General features: G+C 28.3%; 16 protein-coding genes. 11 read left to right on the top strand and 5 right to left on the bottom strand.

What is annotated here, in order from left to right:
- Nucleotides 1-273: 273 nt before the first annotated feature.
- From lon to B2W91_RS03725, 5 genes are all read left to right on the top strand, one after another.
- Entirely contained in the window at nucleotides 274-2607 is a 2334-nt protein-coding gene (gene lon, locus B2W91_RS03745; protein ID WP_291578940.1) for an endopeptidase La, read from the top strand.
- Nucleotides 2597-3184 (top strand): ribosome biogenesis GTP-binding protein YihA/YsxC, encoded by a 588-nt coding sequence (gene yihA / locus B2W91_RS03740; RefSeq protein ID WP_291578939.1) that lies wholly within the window; start codon nucleotides 2597-2599, stop codon nucleotides 3182-3184. The genes lon and yihA overlap by 11 nt, the downstream gene beginning before the upstream one ends.
- A gap of 233 nt (nucleotides 3185-3417) precedes the next feature.
- Nucleotides 3418-4140 (top strand): CPBP family intramembrane glutamic endopeptidase, encoded by a 723-nt coding sequence (locus B2W91_RS03735; protein ID WP_291578938.1) that lies wholly within the window; start codon nucleotides 3418-3420, stop codon nucleotides 4138-4140.
- 1273 nt (nucleotides 4141-5413) lie between these two features.
- The gene (locus B2W91_RS03730) at nucleotides 5414-5704 is read left to right on the top strand and encodes a hypothetical protein (RefSeq protein ID WP_291578937.1); all 291 of its coding nucleotides are present in this window, start codon (nucleotides 5414-5416) and stop codon (nucleotides 5702-5704) included.
- A 19-nt stretch (nucleotides 5705-5723) separates the two neighbouring features.
- Nucleotides 5724-5945 (top strand): hypothetical protein, encoded by a 222-nt coding sequence (locus B2W91_RS03725; RefSeq protein WP_291578936.1) that lies wholly within the window; start codon nucleotides 5724-5726, stop codon nucleotides 5943-5945.
- A gap of 1267 nt (nucleotides 5946-7212) precedes the next feature.
- Here the strand turns inward: B2W91_RS03725 and B2W91_RS03720 are convergent.
- The 3 genes from B2W91_RS03720 to B2W91_RS03710 form a co-directional block, all read right to left on the bottom strand.
- Nucleotides 7213-7593, bottom strand: coding sequence for a bactofilin family protein (locus B2W91_RS03720; protein ID WP_291578935.1), 381 nt, complete (start codon nucleotides 7591-7593; stop codon nucleotides 7213-7215).
- A 194-nt stretch (nucleotides 7594-7787) separates the two neighbouring features.
- On the bottom strand, nucleotides 7788-8723 hold the full coding sequence (locus B2W91_RS03715; protein ID WP_291578934.1) for a VCBS repeat-containing protein: 936 nt from the start codon (nucleotides 8721-8723) through the stop codon (nucleotides 7788-7790).
- A gap of 540 nt (nucleotides 8724-9263) precedes the next feature.
- Nucleotides 9264-9701 (bottom strand): Fur family transcriptional regulator, encoded by a 438-nt coding sequence (locus B2W91_RS03710; protein WP_291578933.1) that lies wholly within the window; start codon nucleotides 9699-9701, stop codon nucleotides 9264-9266.
- A gap of 174 nt (nucleotides 9702-9875) precedes the next feature.
- Here B2W91_RS03710 and B2W91_RS03705 point away from each other — a divergent pair, with 174 nt between their 5' ends.
- From B2W91_RS03705 to trmB, 5 genes are all read left to right on the top strand, one after another.
- On the top strand, nucleotides 9876-11252 hold the full coding sequence (locus B2W91_RS03705) for a PhoH family protein (protein ID WP_291578932.1): 1377 nt from the start codon (nucleotides 9876-9878) through the stop codon (nucleotides 11250-11252).
- 313 nt (nucleotides 11253-11565) lie between these two features.
- On the top strand, nucleotides 11566-12579 hold the full coding sequence (locus B2W91_RS03700) for a phosphodiester glycosidase family protein (protein WP_291578931.1): 1014 nt from the start codon (nucleotides 11566-11568) through the stop codon (nucleotides 12577-12579).
- A 19-nt stretch (nucleotides 12580-12598) separates the two neighbouring features.
- A complete protein-coding gene (locus B2W91_RS03695) occupies nucleotides 12599-13624 on the top strand; it encodes a hypothetical protein (protein ID WP_291578930.1) in 1026 nt (341 codons plus the stop codon).
- A gap of 342 nt (nucleotides 13625-13966) precedes the next feature.
- Complete coding sequence (locus B2W91_RS03690) at nucleotides 13967-14614, top strand: site-2 protease family protein (RefSeq protein ID WP_291578929.1); 648 nt, start codon at nucleotides 13967-13969, stop codon at nucleotides 14612-14614.
- 30 nt (nucleotides 14615-14644) lie between these two features.
- Entirely contained in the window at nucleotides 14645-15304 is a 660-nt protein-coding gene (gene trmB / locus B2W91_RS03685) for a tRNA (guanosine(46)-N7)-methyltransferase TrmB (protein ID WP_291578928.1), read from the top strand.
- Between the two features lie 43 nt (nucleotides 15305-15347).
- On the opposite strand, the gene B2W91_RS03680 is transcribed toward trmB, so the two are convergent.
- Together B2W91_RS03680 and B2W91_RS03675 are read right to left on the bottom strand one after the other, a co-directional pair.
- Complete coding sequence (locus B2W91_RS03680; RefSeq protein WP_291578927.1) at nucleotides 15348-16139, bottom strand: metal ABC transporter permease; 792 nt, start codon at nucleotides 16137-16139, stop codon at nucleotides 15348-15350.
- Nucleotides 16140-16148: 9 nt separating this feature from the next.
- Nucleotides 16149-16802 (bottom strand): metal ABC transporter ATP-binding protein, encoded by a 654-nt coding sequence (locus B2W91_RS03675; RefSeq protein WP_291578926.1) that lies wholly within the window; start codon nucleotides 16800-16802, stop codon nucleotides 16149-16151.
- Between the two features lie 435 nt (nucleotides 16803-17237).
- Here B2W91_RS03675 and B2W91_RS03670 point away from each other — a divergent pair, with 435 nt between their 5' ends.
- On the top strand, nucleotides 17238-18155 hold the full coding sequence (locus tag B2W91_RS03670; protein ID WP_291578925.1) for a metal ABC transporter substrate-binding protein: 918 nt from the start codon (nucleotides 17238-17240) through the stop codon (nucleotides 18153-18155).
- The last annotated feature ends 388 nt before the right edge of the window (nucleotides 18156-18543 follow it).

The raw sequence follows: 18543 nt of genomic DNA, 5'->3' as shown, positions 1-18543 counted from the left end.
ATTTTGTATCATACTGCGTCGTCAGAACTTCATGATAGCTAAACTATCATGAAAACCTGTCTTCTTGTCTGATGCAAAAAATATTTCACATCTTTAACTAGCTATTTTATTTCATATGCTTAAAATATACTAACATCTTTGGTCTATTATTTTCTTTCAGATACCTAATTGAAAAAATTTCTTTTTATAGGTATAATATATAAGTCTAGCTATATACTTTTTTAAATAAATTAAAGAAATCATTTTATTAATTATAGAAATGAGGGGAGAAAAATGGAGAATAATATTAAAAAGCTTCCTTTAATTCCTCTAAGAGGGGTAAATATCTTTCCATATATGGTTTTACATTTTGATGTGGGAAGAGAAAAATCAATTCTTGCCCTTGAAGAAGCAATGTCAAAGGATCAAAAAATATTTTTAGTTTCTCAAAAAGATGCTAAGGTTGAAGAACCAGAAGAAAAAGATATATACAAGGTTGGAACTGTGTGCAATATAAAACAGTTTGTTAAATTGCCAGGAAACTATATGAGAGTTCTAGTGGAGGGAATATCAAGAGCAAGGATAGTAAAATATATAGATGAAGAAGATTCAATTTATTCTGAGGTTGAAATAATTGAAGACATACAATATGAGAATGATAGTGAATGTATGGCATATGTAACATCTATAGAAGAAGCTTTTGATAGATATTTAGAACTTATAGGTGATATGAGTTCAGAAGTTCTGATAGATTTAGAAGATGAAGAAGACTATGGTAGATTTTGTGACACTATAGGTTCCTATATGATGTTAAAGCAAAATAAGAAACAAGAACTTCTAGAAGCTATAGATGTTAAAGAGCGTTTAGAAAAGCTCCTTATATTTATAGAAAATGAAATTGAAGTTGTTACACTAGAAAAGAAAATAGGAACTAAAATTAAGAGCAAAATTGGAAAGGTTCAGAAAGAATATTATTTAAGGGAGCAACTGAAAGTAATACAAGAAGAATTAGGGGAAGAAGACGAAGAAAGTAGAGAAATAAGAGAGTACGAAGACAAGATTAATAAAAATAAATTGCCTAAAGAAGTTAAGGAAAAAGCAGTTTATGAACTAAATAGATTAAAGAGTAGTGGAGCTCACACACAGGAAGCAGTGGTTATAAAAAATTATCTAGATTGGGTATTAGAGCTTCCATGGAACAAGCTAACTAAAGATAATTTAGATATAAAGAATGCTAGAAAAGTCTTAAATGATGAGCATTATGGACTTGAAGATGTTAAAGAAAGAATAATAGAGTATCTAGCAGTAAGAAAAATAAGTAGAACTTTAAAAGGCCCTATACTTTGTCTTGTAGGACCACCAGGAGTAGGAAAAACTTCTATTGCTAAATCTGTGGCTAATGCGCTAGGACGTAAGTTTGTAAGAATGAGTTTAGGTGGAGTTAAAGATGAAGCTGAGATAAGAGGACATAGAAAGACTTACGTAGGTGCAATACCAGGTAGAATTATAAATGGTATGAAAGAGGCAGGATATAAAAATCCATTATTTTTATTAGATGAAATTGATAAAATGGGTGCAGATCAAAGAGGAAGCCTTGCAGATGCACTGCTTGAAGTTTTAGATAGTGAACAAAATTCAACTTTTAGAGATCACTACTTAGAACTAGATTTCGATTTATCAAAAGTTTTATTTATAACAACAGCAAACTCCTTAGATACTATATCTAGACCATTATTAGATAGAATGGAAATAATAGAAGTAACAGGATATACACCAGAGGAGAAATTTTTTATTGCTAAAGATCATTTAATTCCTAAACTATTAAAAGAACATAACATGGAAGAAGGGCAAATTAAAATATATGATTCTGCCGTAAAAAATATAGTAGAGAACTATACAAGAGAATCAGGAGTTAGAAATTTAGAAAGAAAAATATCTTCTGTTATAAGAAAAACTATTACTGAAATGGTAGAGAAGGATAAGAAGAAGGTAGCTATAACTACAAGTTATGTTAGAAAGTATTTAGGACCAGAAATTTATAGTTATGATGATTTAGATAAAGAAGATAAAATAGGTGTTGTAACTGGGCTTGCATGGACTGGATATGGCGGAGATACATTACCTGTAGAGGTAACTGTTATGGAGGGAAATGGTAAGCTTCAATTAACAGGACAATTGGGTGATGTAATGAAAGAATCTGCTAAGGCAGGATATAGTTATGTAAGAGCAAATAGTAAACACTTTAACATTGAAGATAATTTTTACAAGGATAAAGATATTCATATACATGTACCAGAAGGTGCAGTACCTAAAGATGGACCATCGGCAGGTGTAACAATGGTAACAGCAATGGTGTCTGCATTAAGTAATAAAAAAGTTAAACATAATGTGGCTATGACTGGAGAAGTTACTTTAACAGGAAGAGTACTTCCAATTGGAGGATTAAAAGAAAAGAGTTTAGCAGCTTATAGAATGGGTATAGATACAATTATTATACCTAAAGATAACAAAAAAGATCTTAGCAAACTGCCAAAATCTTTAAAAAACAAATTAAACTTTATAATAGCGGAGAACGTAGATGATGTATTGGAAAATGCATTAATTGGAGAGATGAAAAATGGAAATTAAGCAATCAGAATTCACTATATCAGCAGTAAAACCAGAGCAATATCCTACAGACAATAGGATTGAATTTGCATTTGTAGGTCGTTCAAATGTTGGAAAATCATCACTTATAAATACTTTAACAAATAGAAGAAAGCTGGTTAAGGTAAGTGGCACACCAGGAAAGACTAGATTAATAAACTTTTTTATAATTAATAATGAATTTTATTTTGTAGACTTACCTGGCTATGGATATGCTAAAGTATCAAAAAGTGAAAAGGCAACTTGGGGTCAAATGATGGAAAAATATTTAGTCAATAGACCACAACTTAAAAAGGTTGTATTGTTAGTAGATTCAAGGCATAAACCTACAAATGACGATATATCAATGTATGAATGGGTAAAACATTATGGATATGGCGTGGTGGTAGTTGCTACTAAAAAAGATAAATTAACTAAAAATGAACTTTTTAAAAGCAATAAACTAATTAGAGAAACGTTAAAAATGGATAAAGATGAGCCACTTCTTTTCTTTTCATCTTTAAAGAAAGAAGGAAAAGAAGACCTTTTAGAGGAATTATTTAAGGGAATAGAAATATAATAATAAAGGCATATACAATTTAAGTATATGCCTTTATTAAGGTATATACTTAAATTGTTAACTATTTTTTAGAAAATCTTTGTTTTTTATTGATATATGAAAATGATATTAATGAATTTCAAAAAATAACATTTTGTTAAAAATCCATCATAAAGAAGTTGATTAGTTGTTATTTGTTATAAAAATAGTATATAGTGTACTAATATCAATTAATTTTAATAGGAGGTAGTAGGTTGCAATTATTAGTTAATATATTAGTTTTATTGCTAGTTTATTTTTTACCCTATTTTGTGTTGATATATGAATATAGCTACAAGAGGGGAAGTTATAAATTATTTTCAATAAAAAATATTTTTTTTACCTTAATATATACATTATTAGTATTAATTAGTCCATCGATGATATCTAACTTATATCCTTTTGTTATAGTAATAATATTAATAATACATATGAAAAAAACAAATTTAGATGATTATTATGGATATGAATTTTCTATAAAAACTATAGACATATTCTCAGCTTTTAAATATGGAATTATATCCTATATTATAATGATATCTGCATCAATGGCATCGAGTTCGATATTAACAAGTTTAGGTGTTCAATTGAAAGAGCAAGAAGTGGTTACAATATTATCAGATTATGACTTATTAACTTTTTTTATAGTAGTACCTTCAACTGTAATATTTGCTCCTATATTAGAAGAATTTGTATTTAGATATTTATTGTTTGAGAAATTTTTAAAAAAGAGAATTGGAGTTATATTAGCTAGTATAATAACTAGTATAATATTTGCTTTAGTACATTTTAGTTTAACAGCTTTTTTAGTTTTATTCACAGTAAGTATGGTTACATGTTATTTAATTCATAAAAAAGGTTACTGGTATGCTGTTATAGCTCATCTATCTTTAAATTTAATGACTACAATTTATCTATTTATTGATAAATTTAATTAAATAAATCATGACTTTAAAAGCCAACAATATTGTTGGCTTTTTTTATTTTTAAGGTAATTAATGCTTAAAAGAAAATAATACTTGAGGAGGCAAAAAAAGTTTTATTAGAAAAGAAAGTTTCTTAATAATAGTAGTTCTCGGAAGTTTCTTTAATGGACTTTTTAACTAGCAATACATTGCTAGCTTTCCACCTCTGGGGATTTATCAATGCACAATGCACAGTTCACAATGCACAATTGTGGTTAAAATTATTTTTTAGCAAAATAATTTCTTTAATCAATTTTTTCACTAGCGATTATATCGCCAGTTATTCTGTGGCGAACACTGTTTGCCGCTACAGCAAGTTCTACTAATAGAATAGATTTTAACACAATATTTGGTAGCTTTTTAAGATGTTTTACATTAGGTTCCAATACTTTACAGAAAAAGTTTTATTGTAACAAAAATTAAGATTATTTAATAGTATGTTATTAGAAAACAAAAGAAAAAATTCAATAAATCTAATAAGATAGTAAATTTGTAAATTACCTACAAATTAGTGTCAAAACATCTAATAGACCATATTATGTAATATACAAAAGATATATATAAAATCTATAAGAGGAGGAGAAAAATATATGGATATCAACTCTTTATTAAACTTAATGTCAAATATTAATGTTCCAGAAGGAGAAGAAGGGGAATGTTGTGATAGGGATAGGGGGTTCTTCGGAGGAAGAAGAATATTCCTAATAATTATCATATTCCTAATATTCTGTTGTGGCTGTGGAAATGGCGGCTTTGGGGGCTTTGGAAACGGCTTTGGAAACGGCTTTGGAAACGGNNTTGGAAACGGCTTTGGAAACGGTTTTGGGGGCTTTGGCGGCTTTGGAGGTTGTTGCAACCCATGTTGTGACCCGTGCTGTGACCCATGTTGCTGTGAACCATGCTGCTGTGAACCATGCTGCTGTAACCCATGCTGTTGCTGCTGCTGTGACGATAAACGTGGTAGACGTGGTAAACGTGATAAACGTCGTGAAAAAGATTGTTGTTGCTGCTGCTGTAATCCATGCTGCTGTAACCCATGCGGTAACTTCGGATTTGGCGGATGGAACGGTGGCTTTGGCGGCTTTGGAGGCGGCTGTGGAAGCGGCTTCGGTGGATGTGGCATATGGTTTATAATCATAATACTAATCATCTTCTGTGGTAGAAGATTCTAAAGAAAAATATATAAATAGAACAAAAGCTGTAGTGAGTTTAGAGCGAAACTTAGATTAAAATGGAGGTATGAACTATGTTTGGATGGGGAAGTGGAAATAGAGGATGTTGGTGTGACCCATGCACTATAATATTAATAATATTAATATTAGACAATCAATGCTTGTTAAATACACGTGATTGCGATGATAACTCTAGTAGAAACGCCTTAACATTGCTATTCCTTTTCTGGCTATGTTGTAGTAATGGAAGATTTGGAGGCTTTGGATTCGGAAATCAAGGATTCGGAAACAATTTCTGCTGCTGCTGCTGTGACGGTAAAGAAGGAAGAGGAAGAAGACGTCTAAGAAGAGGCTGTTGTTGCTAATTGAAAAGGAGCTGATACTATGTGTGGCAGTATAAATGGATGTAACCCATGCATAATATTACTAATAATAGTAATTTTGAATCAAGGAAATCTATTAAATAGTAAACACATAGAAGGTAAAATTGCTGTGATTTTAGTGCTATTTTTCTTCTTCTGTGGATTTAATAGAGGTGGTTGCATTGGTAGATTTAATTCACCATGTGGAGGCAGATTTCCAATTTTAAGAGGATGCTGCTGTTAATGGGTTCTAACGAAAGAAGATTTATAATGTAAAGCCATGGCCCAGAAGGGGTGGTTTATAAAGAGATAAGAGTTTTTAGCAGTCCATGTGACAACGTGGATTGCTTTTTAAAATATTATAGCTATAGTTTCTAAATATAGGAGGGAAAAAATATGCCCTCCTAATTATAAAGAGGTGATTTTGTGGGAAAGCATAAACATCGTAGAAAAAGAGATAGATATGAATGTGAAAATTGTAAATATTATGCTCAAATGAATCAAATGAATCGAATGNNAATGAATCAAATGAATCGAATGAATCAAATGAATCGAATGAACCCGATGAATCGAATGAATCCTATGAATCAAGCAAATCCTATGAATCAAGCAAATCCTATGAATCAAATGAATAATCAAATGAATAATCAAATGAATCAAATGAATAATCCTATGAATCAAATGAATAATCCTAATTTTATGGGTGGAAATCCTAATAATTTTATGGGCGGAAACCCTAATAATTTTATGGGTGGAAATCTAGGAAATAGTCTATTAGCGCTATTAACTACTCTAGGCGGAGGTGGAGGCGGAAATGATTTTGAGGGAGATATGATAAGCAACTTAATGTCAACATTTATGGGAAATGGAAATAATAGCAGACAGAATAATTTTAATTTAAATGATTTGGGTAGTTTATTTAATAATGTTAATAATACTAACAGAAATCAAGGAAATGGAAATCCTTTCAATGGATTAGAAAATATCTTTGCAAATATAACTGAAAATGATATAAATGCATTTCAAAGTGTTTTAGGAGATTTATTTAATAATCAAAATGGAGATGGAGGAAATGAAAATTTAAATTTTGAAGATATGTTTGGCGGTTTAGATATAGGTTCCATTCTAAATAATATAGGAAATATGGATTTTAGTGATATGAATTTAGATGGGATGGATTTTGATTTAAATGATTTAAGTTTGAATTCATTAAATGAAAACTATAATGGTGAAATTATTGATGCGGAAAATGTAATAGAAGTAGATAATAAGCCAAAGACAGATAATAAGTCAAAAGCAGATAATAAACAAAAATCATCAAAATCTAAATCACATAATTCATCTAAGAAGTTTAAAGAAGATGAACTTTATGATATTATAAAAATACTTATGCAGCTCATTGAGCCTTATAAACTAGAGTTATTGAGAAAATTTTTAAGACAACATGGTAAAGAAAAATAGTATTAAAAAACACACTATTGTTAGTGTGTTTTTAATTAATACGAAATATATTAATTTTCAGGTAAAAATATAGGTGTTTCATTTAAAGTTACCATACTGCATTTGCCATCTAAAAATCCACTTTCATTAATAACAAGTTTCTTTATAGATATATCACCCTTAACCCTGCCGTGGTCTTCTATGGTTAAGCTGTTGCTACAATTAACATTTCCATTAACAGTACCGTTAATAAAAGCATTATTGCAATAAATTGCACCGTTTACCTCGCCATTAACTCCTAGTACTATATCATCCTCCCAATTAATATCTCCTTCAATTATGCCATCTACTTTTAGAATACCTGTACCGGAAAAATTTCCATTGACTTTACAATTTTCTCCAATTAGTGTTTCGATTTTGTTAAGGTTACTTTTTTCCTTATCATAAAACATAAATATACCTCCATATAAAAATTATTTATATATTAAGAAAAATAAAATTTGTTTTAATGAATAAAATATTACATATTGGTTAAAATTATAAATGTAATAGGAGTTGAAATCTCCATAACTAAAGTTTTTACAACTTTAGTTAAACCCCCCATCCCCCTTGGGACCTTAAATGGTCCCTTTTTTTGTGTTATATTTCACTTTCTCACGTTAATTGATGTTATCATATATTCACGTTCAAAAGCTTTCTTAGCGAGCATAATATCAATAGTATAATTATTAATTACTTTAGAGTCATTTTGTTCAATTCCTTTAAAGTTTAATGTCCATCTAACCTCTAAAGGCCTATCTTGAGAATCATAACTAATCTCTTTAAAAAAACCGTCTTGAAAATGATAGGATGTATTTTTAGATGAAAGTTGATATACCATAGAAAGCTCATTGCCACTTATATAAGTGCTAAAATAATTGGGAATATTAGTATTTATGCTTGGAAAATTTTCAATAAAGCTTATAAACTCACATATTAACTTGTTTCCTATATAGTTATCAGGATAGGAATATTCAAAGGTTTTAAATTTATTATTTATAAATATATGATTTTCTAATTTAGTTTCATTATTTTTAAAGTTTCCAGTTACAATTTTAGGGGTTTTATTATTTTTATTATCTATAAATCCTAAGATATTATAGTATGAAGAGTAGATGTTTTCGTAGCCTTCTCCGTTAAAACGAAAAATATGTTGAATAGATTTTTCATTTATAGAAGATTGAATAAATATTTCTTTTAAATTATCCCTAGAAACATCTTCCAATATAACTTTCATAGGCCAATAAGTTCTATGTTCACCTAATGTAGGAATATTTTTATTAGGATTTAGGCTATAACTATTTTGATCACTTAAATTTATCTGAACAAGATAGTTATTATCATCAGTTTTTATATAAAGAGCATCTTTATATCCATCTCCATCCAAATCTTCATTAACTATTTTATTATTATCTATTGTAAAAAATGTAGGTAATGAATTTTTATTTTTATTTAATATAAAAATTATGGCTGTAATTATAAGAACAATTATAAATGCTATATAGCTGTATTTTCTCTTAACAAAATTTTTAATTGATTTCACCAAAGTCACCCCCACTAAAGTATATGAAGATTAATTAGTTTATAGGACAAGTTTTTTATTAAATATAATAAGGTGAACTTAATTAAATTATTTTAGTAGAATAAATAAAATATAGGTCTTTAAACAAAATTTAACCTATACATCATTTTAATTTCCATAATAAAATTTTTACAATGAATTTCATCCTAAATTTTTAAAGGGGTTAGTCTATTTTTATAGAAAATTTATTTTCTAGGGTATTTATTAAGTTTTTGCGTTGTATCCATATATTCTTAAAACCTAACATTTAAAGTTTTCGAGGCTTTTTAGAATGAATTTTATTTTAGAAATTCACTAAGGGTGAACTTTACCTAAGTCTTTTCGAGTGATAAAGCTACTTTTATTAAATAATTTATTTAAAGAAATTAATTTACAAAATTAATCTCAATCGTAATTTTTAAGTAAGAGGCAGCAGGGAATGTATGAAGTATAAAAAATTAAAAATTTAAGATTATTTTATAACATTAGAAATGGATAATTTATTAAAAAAAGTAGAGTTAGTTATACTAACTCTACTTTTGATTCGCTATCAGCTTTACATTCACTACACAGTCCGTAAAAATATATTTGATTTGTTAAAACACTGTAATCTGTAAATTCCTTAACTTCTTCATTCAAGTTGGAGAAAGATACACCTTTAATATCATCAACTTTTGAACAATTAACACATTGAATATGTGAATGTGGTTCAATAGTGCCATCATATCTAAAGTTGCCTTCACCTACATTAATTTCTTGAATTAAGTTCACGGATACTAAAACTTTTAATGCCTTATAAACTGTGGCAAGGCTCATTGTAGGATATTCTTCTTGAAGTGCTTTATATATTGTCTCTGCTGAAGGATGTTCATTAGTAGAACATAGATACTTATATACAGCTATACGCTGAGGGGTAAGTTTTAATTTTTTTTCCTTGAAGATTTGTGTAAAATTTAACATAATCATCAACCTCACTTTATGATTACTATTATTATATAATAGAAATTATCCATTATCAATAATTATTTAGAAAATTAGTTTAATAAAAATTTTTCCATGTAAAATATAATATATTTATTCATTTATTGCAAATAAAACATATATTAGTAGTATAGGAGAGGGGGAGTATGGATTTTGAAAAAGACCTATGTTTTAGATACTAATGTTATTCTGTATTCATCCACAGCACTATTATCATTTGGAAACAATGACGTGGTAATACCAGAAACTGTGCTTGAGGAGCTAGATAACTTTAAAAAGGATAAGACTGATTTAGGAGCAAATGCTAGGCAAGCATCAAGATTAATTGATTCCCTTAGAGGAGAAGGTAGACTTAATAAAGGAGTTAGCTTACCTAGTGGTGGACTTTTAAGAGTGGAAATGAATCATCACGATACAGAAATTCCTATATCTTGGGACAAAAGTAAGCCGGATAATCGAATAATTCAACTTTGTAAGGGATTAAAAGAAAATGGCGAAGATGTGATTTTAATAACTAAGGACACTTTTGAAAGAATTAAAGCAGATATAGTGGATATAAAAAGTGAAGATTTCTATGAGAAGGTAGTTCCAGAAGACTACAATCAATATACAGGAAGAATAGAGGTTTATGTTCCATCACATAAAATTGAAGAGTTTTATAATAAAAAGTCATTAGATATAGAAGAAATGCTGTACTACAATGAAGAGAAAGAAGAATATTATGTACCACAGTTATATGTTAACCAATTTATTTTAATGCATTCCATGGAAAATTCTAAACAAACAGCACTTGGAAGATTTGATGGTAAGAAAGTAGTTCCATTATATTATAAAGATATTAAACCTATGGGGATTTCTCCGAGAAATGTAGGCCAAAAATTTATGCTTGAAGCATTATGTACAGAACCATCCAAAGCACCATTAGTTATAATAAAAGGCCCGGCAGGCACAGCTAAAACACTATTTTCACTAGCTACAGGACTTGAAAAAATATTAGAGGAGAATACAGGGCAGTATAGAAGAATTTTAGTATGCCGCCCAAATATTACCATGGATGAAGAGATAGGTTTTCTACCTGGTACGGAAGAAGAAAAAATAGCTCCATTTATGAGACCTGTTTTTGACAATCTTGAGATATTGGTGGACTCTGATGAAAAAGAGCGATATAAAAATGAAAAGGAATTACAAGATAAAATAAGAGAATTATTTGATAGAAGAATAATAACTACAGAAGCAGTAGCCTATTTAAGAGGACGTTCTATAGTAAAAAATTGGCTTATAATTGATGAAGCTCAAAATCTTTCACCTAAACAAATCAAAGCAATTACAACAAGAGTAGGAATAGGAACAAAATTAATTTTAATAGGAGATCCAGATCAAATAGATCATCCATTTATGGACGCTAGATCAAATGGATTATGCTATGCTTCAGAGAAAATGAAGGGGAGCGAACTTTGTTACCAAGTAACTTTAAAATTTGATGAATGTGAGAGATCTCCGTTGGCTTTTGAAGCTGCTCAAAAATTGTAGTTTTTTAATGATTTATAGAGAATTTAATTCAATTATAAAGTAGAATGTCCTACTTTATAATTGAATTTTTTCAATTTCTACGATATTATATAATGTGTTTTTACTTTTGTAATGGAATTGATACAAATTTATATTATATATGTGAGTAAAATAGTATTATGATAAAATATAAGGTATGTAAAATTAATTAACATTTCTAATAACAATCTAATGACTTTCAAAGGAAAATACTATAAACTATATAACATATGGAATTTAACACTTTATTATAGTATGATGCTCACTATAAATTATCTAATAAAGGAAGGTTAAAATGAACGTAAGAAAATCTAAAAAATCAGTTAAGAAAAAGAGTAAAATTAAATTCATAATTAGTTTTATACTTTTTCAAATGGTATTTACTGGAATAACTGCTCCGTTTTTAGCTTATTATGGACCTTTTGAGAATGTAAGAAATACGCTTGTAACTACAGCTATGACAACTCTAAGTCACCAATGGATTGCAGAGTTATTTTTAAGTAAAGAAACAATTAATAAAATATTAAAAGAACAGGCAGTAACTAATTTATCTCAAAAGAAGGATGCGGAAACAGAAGTTACTGTTAATAATAAAAATGATAAAACCATAGAGAGATTTGAAGTAAATAGCAATAAATTTACAGGATATGTATTAATTATTAATGATCCTACAAGAGTTAAAGTAGGGTATAGTGAAAAATTAGAATTAGAAGGTCAAACGACCAGTGAAATAGCTGAAAATAATGATGCTATTGCAGCAGTAAATGGTGGCGGATTTACAGATGAAGCTACAGGATCATTGTGGACAGGCACTGGTGCAAAGCCTACCGGTATAATAATGAGTAATGGTGACCCTAAATATAATGATTTAAGTAGTGATGATGAGCAAAGAGAAGTAGTAGCAATTACTGAAGATGGAGTTCTGCTGGTAGGTAATTATAGTTTAAATGAGCTATTACAACATAAAGCGAAAGAAGCAGTTAGTTTTGGACCTGCACTAATAGTTGAGGGACGAAAGGCAATTACCAATGGAGATGGCGGATGGGGAATTGCACCTAGAACAGCCATAGGACAGAGAAAAGAAGATGGCGCAATAATACTATTAGTTATTGATGGTAGACAAACTAATAGTATAGGGGCTACATTAAAAGAAGTCCAAGACGTATTATATGATTATGGAGCTTATAATGCTAGCAATTTAGATGGTGGATCATCTTCTACAATGTATTACAAAGGAGAGATAATTAATAGTCCATCAGATTCATTAGGTGAAAGAGCAGTTCCGTCAGCGATATATGTAGAAAAATAACATAAGTAAGGAGAATAGTATGAAGATAATAAAAAGATTAACACTTTGGATGGCGATATCTTTAGGAATTCAATGTGTTGGATTTTATTATATTGACAATAACTTTTTAAGTTTAGAAAGTAAGATAAAGGGGAAAAAAGTAGTAGAAGAAAAGGTAGAAGAGAAAAAGAGTAAAATTAAAATCTCATCTGATGTAGAGAAAGTTTCCGTATCTTATGATAGTAAATATTTATCCTATATAAAAAATGATGCTTTAAAAGTAGTAACGGTACAAGATGGACAAACTGACGAAGTAACTCTTGAGCCAGATGCTGAAGTGAGTTTTTATAAATGGCTACCAGATAGAAATAGACTATTATTTGTTGAGAAGATTGTAAACTATGGCTCAAGCAAATTAACTCTTTATTCTTATGATGTAAAAAAGAAAGATAAATCATTAATTAAAGAGTTTGATTGGAATGAAGAAAGCGCAATAGTAGAAGATATTGCAGTATCAACGCTTACAGGCCTTACTTATGTGAAGATAGTAGATAGTGAAAATGTAAGTAGTATATATAGAATTGATAGAATGGGTGCAATGACTAAAACATATACTGTACCTAGACATATAAACAATATGGAACTTTTAAGAAGAGAAGACATATTGCTTTATGAAGGCGAGGTTTATAATCAAGTTTATTCATCTCAAACTAGTGAGACGTTATATTTCCCAGAATATGAGAGAATTACTGTATTAGGTAGAGATGATGAGGATAAAATCTATATAGGTGGATTAGAAAACGGTTTGGTTAATAAGATATTCTATGGATGTATTACTGAAGATACTTCACAATGGCAGCAAATATATTTAGATGTATCCACAGAAAATCAAAATATATATATTTCTGCTGAAGGTAATATATACGTACACGATAAAGATAATAAGATTGTTAGAGAACAAAGATCAAACAAAGAAACAATTTATGAAGGTGAATTTATTCAATTTCAAAATGATGGTGTAGTAACTAAAAGTGGAGATAATATAGAAATTATTGCTTATAAATAAAGACTATGAATTTTTCATAGTCTTTATTTATAAATTGTGAATATTATATTTAAAGTCTGTTTATGAATATATAAATTTATAGTTTTATTATATATAAGTTTAATTTCTAAAATGAAGTTTATTTAAAAAAAACTCCAAAGGCTTTGACGGTGGAGTTTTAATCATAATTCTTCATTTTTAATTCATTGTAAAATTTTATTATGGAAATCCTATAGAGCATATATTAATATCTTTATAGTGTAAAAAATATTTTTTATAAGATATTCTCTATAGTAGATTATTTTGATATAATTATAAAGATAGTCATTTTTTTTTGATTATAAGTAGAAAGGGGACGTTCTAATGAGAATTGATTTATTAGGAAAAGTATTAATGATACCAGCAATATTAGTTGCATTTACTTTTCATGAATATGCTCATGCAAGGGTTGCAGTTAAATTAGGAGATAATACCCCTAAATATCAAGGTAGATTAACATTAAATCCTTTTGCACATATAGATTTTTTAGGCTTTTTCATGATTTTATTTTGGGGATTTGGTTGGGCTAAACCAGTGCAAGTGAATCCAAATGCCTTAAAAAATTATTATAAAGATGATTTGAAGATATCTATAGCAGGACCATTAGCAAATTTAGCATGCTCAATTGTAGCTATAATTTTATTGGCAATATTAGGAAAGATGCTTCCAAATACTAAATTAACTACAATTATAAATACAATAGTGTATTTGACAGCTTATTATAATTGTTTTTGGCTATTTTTAAATTTAGTTCCTATACCAGGCTTTGACGGATTTCATATATTAAAAGATTTATTTCCACGCCAATTTTATAAAATATCAGATAAAATATATGGATACCAATTAATTATTTTTATATTATTAATTGCACCTGTACTTGGTGGGGGAAGATCATTACTGACTTATTTAGTTCAAATGCCAGCAAACTATCTATTCTCATTTTTAACTAATTTAGTAAGATTGGTAATTTAATATTTTGTTATACATTAAGGAGAGAAGTATATGCGCTTAAGAAAAAAGCATTGGGCAAGACCGGAGATGCAGAGTAGTGAAGTAGTTGTTTTCAATCAATATGACCACAAAGGAAAATGGAAAGAAGAATTTGAAAACAATAATGAAATACATTTAGAATTAGGTTGTGGTAGGGGGGGACATATTGCAAATAGAGCAAAAATGAATCCTAATATTAACTATGTAGGAATAGATTTAAAAGATGAAGTTTTAGTTTATGCCTTAAGAAAAGTTAAAGAAGTTAGGGCTGATGAAAGCATATTAGATAAAGATATAAATGTTAGATTGATGCCTTTAAACATTATGTTAATAGATAATGTTTTTGATAAGGACGAAATAAGTAAAATCTATATTAACTTTTGTAATCCTTGGCCAAAAGAGAGGCATAATAAAAGAAGATTAACTCATACTAAATTTTTAGCACAGTATAAGAAGTTTCTTAGAAAAGGTGGAGAAATCTGGTTTAAAACTGATGACACAGAACTTTTTAAAGATTCCATAGAGTACTTTAAAGAAAGTGGATTTGAAATAGAGTATATGACCTATGATCTTCATAATAGTGATTTTAAAGACAATGTTGTAACAGAATATGAAGCAAAATTTACTGCTTTAGGCATGAAAACCATGTTTTTGGCTGCAAGATTAAAATAATAAATAAGGACTACTATAAAATATATTTTATAGTAGTCCTTATTTATTTTCTAAAGCTTTTAAATACTATAGTTATAACAAGAATGAACACAGAAATTAATGCTATTGTACCACCTGGAGCACAGTTTAAATAGTATGAAGAAATCAGCCCTAAAATAATATCTATAAAGCCAAAAATTATTGAAAAGATCATGGTTTTTTTAAAGCCTTTATTAAGTTGAAGAGCAGTTGCCACAGGAAGAGCTATCATTGAAGACATAACTAATATTCCCATAACCCTTATAGAAACAGAAATAGTAGCGCCTACTAGTAGTGCAAAAACATAGTTTATGAGTTTTACTCTAATGTTAGATACTTTTGCACCTTCTTCATCAAAAGTTATATAAACTAGCTTATTATATAGTTTATATAAAACTAAAATTGAAATAATGCTTAATACTAGCATGATAAATAAATCATCCTTGGTTACAGTTAAAATACTTCCAAATAAAAATGAATTTATATTAGCATTAGTCTTTCCCATACTAACGAGAGTAATACCGATACCTATACTTAAGGTTAAAACTATAGATAGGATTAGTTCTGCATATTTTTTATAATAATTTCTTAATAGTTCAATTAACAATCCACATATGCTAGTAAATATGAATGCACAAAGTATAGGGCTATATCCTGTAACTAGACCTATAGCCACCCCTGCAAAGGAACTATGAGCTAGGGTGTCACCCATCATTGAATACCTTTTAAGTACTAAAAATACACCAACTAAAGGACATAAAATAGAAATAAATATAGCAGCTATAAAAGCATTTTGCATAAATTCGTATTGAAACATAGTATCCTCCTAATTTAAATCAAACTTTTCTTTATACTCTTCAATGGTATATAACACACCATTACCATTATTCATAGAGTATATGTGAGAAGAATTTTCTAACGCAATTTTTATATTATGTTCTATGGATAGTATGGTAATGTTATGAGATTTATTTAAATGCTTGATTAGTTTATATAAGTCTGCTATGCTCTTTTCGTCTAAAGCTGTAGAAGGCTCATCTAATATTAATAAATCACATTGCCCCATAATAGCTCTAGCAATGAAAATTTTTTGTTGCTGTCCTCCTGAGAGTCCCCCTATTAGAGAATCTTTATATTTTTCCATATTAACAGCTCTAAGTGACTCATCTATAACTTTTTTGTCAGCTATTTTAAGAGTTTTTCTATGTATATTTAAAACTTCATATACGGTTATAGGAAATTGTGAATTAAAACCGTCTATTTTTTGGGGTACATATCCTATATTTTTTGAGTTAATTGATATAGTTCCTTTACTTGGTCTTAAAATATCAAGTATTAGTTTCACTATAGTGGTTTTACCGCTACCATTTTCACCTATTATAGAAACATAACTACCATCTTCTATATAAAGATTTAGATTATCTATCATATAAGGTTTTATATTATTATAAGAAAAACTTAAATTATTTATTTTTATCATATTTAATCTCCTTTTACTAAACTTAACTATGTACTTCTATAATCTTATCCACCTAATAGCTTTTAATAACAATAAAAGGAAATTTGAATAAAAGACATTTTTATTGATAATAATTAAATAGCACTTAATCTACAAGTTGGTTGTAGATAAGTGAATATGAAAGGTTTATATCTTAAATATAAGTAACCTATCAATTTTTATAGATATAGGTTAAATGCCTAAAAATAGTTAGTTTAATAGAAATTTTTATAGAATTTTTTATATGCTTATCTTGTAATAATTTGCATTATTAAAGATGTATAATATAATAATAATGTAAATGCAAATAATTTGCAATAGAATATATTTTTATATTTACAACGCTCGTTAATTATACTATAATAAGCAAGAGTGTGCAAATGCAAATCATTTTCAATTGAAAGGTGTGTTTTTATAGTGAAAAAATTTATTACTTATATATTGGTATTAATGTTCTCAGTATCTTTAATAGGATGCAATAATAAAGATAATAATATCAATGCAGAAAAAAATGATAAAATAAAAGTAGTAGCTAGCTTTTATGCAATGGAGGAGTTTGCTAAGGAAATAGGAAGAGAAAAGATAGATGTATATACTATTGTTCCAGATGGAGTGGAACCACATGATTTTGAACCTAAAGCAAAGGATTTAGAGAGTTTAGAAGAAGCGGATCTACTAGTTTTAAATGGATTAGATATGGAACATTGGAAAGATGACGTTCTAAAAGTTATAAAGAATAATAAATTAAAAGTTGTAGATACATCTAAAGATGCAGATTTTATTGAAATTGAAGAAAGAGATCATAAAGAAGAAGAGCATGAACATGGTGCTTACGATCCTCATTTATGGCTTAGTTTAAACATGGCAAAATTTCAAGCTAATAATATAAAAAATGCACTGATAGAAGTAGATAGTGATAATGTGGATTATTATGAAAAAAATTATAATGAATTTGCCAAAGACCTTGAGAATCTGTACAATGATTATAAGAGTAAATTTCAACAAATTTCAAATAAAAATTTTGTAACTGGCCATGAAACCTTTGGATATCTATGTAGAGACTTTGGGCTAAATCAATATAGCATTGAAGGAGTATTTGCAGAAGGAGAACCATCTCCTAAACAACTTAAAGAATTAACTGATTTATGTAAAGAGAAAAATATAACTACAATTTTCGTTGAAAATTTAGTTAGTCCTCAAATATCAGAAACACTAGCTCGTGAAGTGAATGGAAAAACTGAAAAAATATATACACTTCATAGCAGTGAAGATGGACTAAACTATATAGACGCTATGAAGTATAATTTAGAAACTATATACAGTAGTATGAAATAATCATTAATATAAAACTATATAATAGATTTAAATAGTACTAACTATAATTCTACATTAAAAAATCGTGACACTGTCACGATTTTTTTTAATAGATTATAGTTTTTTACCTTTAATGTTGTTTTTTATGTAGAAAAAAAGTAATATAAAGTATGTATGTAGATAAGTTATCTTAAAAAGAACTGGCGAACACTGTTCGCCCCTACAATAAAATACTAGCAATTATATTGCTAGTTAAAAATCAATTAAAGAAATTATTTTGATCAAAAATAATTTCCACCTTAATTGTGAATTGTGCATTGTGAATTGAAATACTTAAGAGTGTAGCTATATTCAGCTATACTAAAGTAGTTTATCTATATATAAATAAAGAATCTGTTAAGTAGTTATG

Source organism: Clostridium sp. UBA6640 (assembly GCF_002455975.1).
GTDB lineage: Bacteria > Bacillota > Clostridia > Clostridiales > Clostridiaceae > Clostridium_J.
Note: the sequence above shows the minus strand (reverse complement) of the source record. Positions and strands in the feature narration are given on the sequence as shown.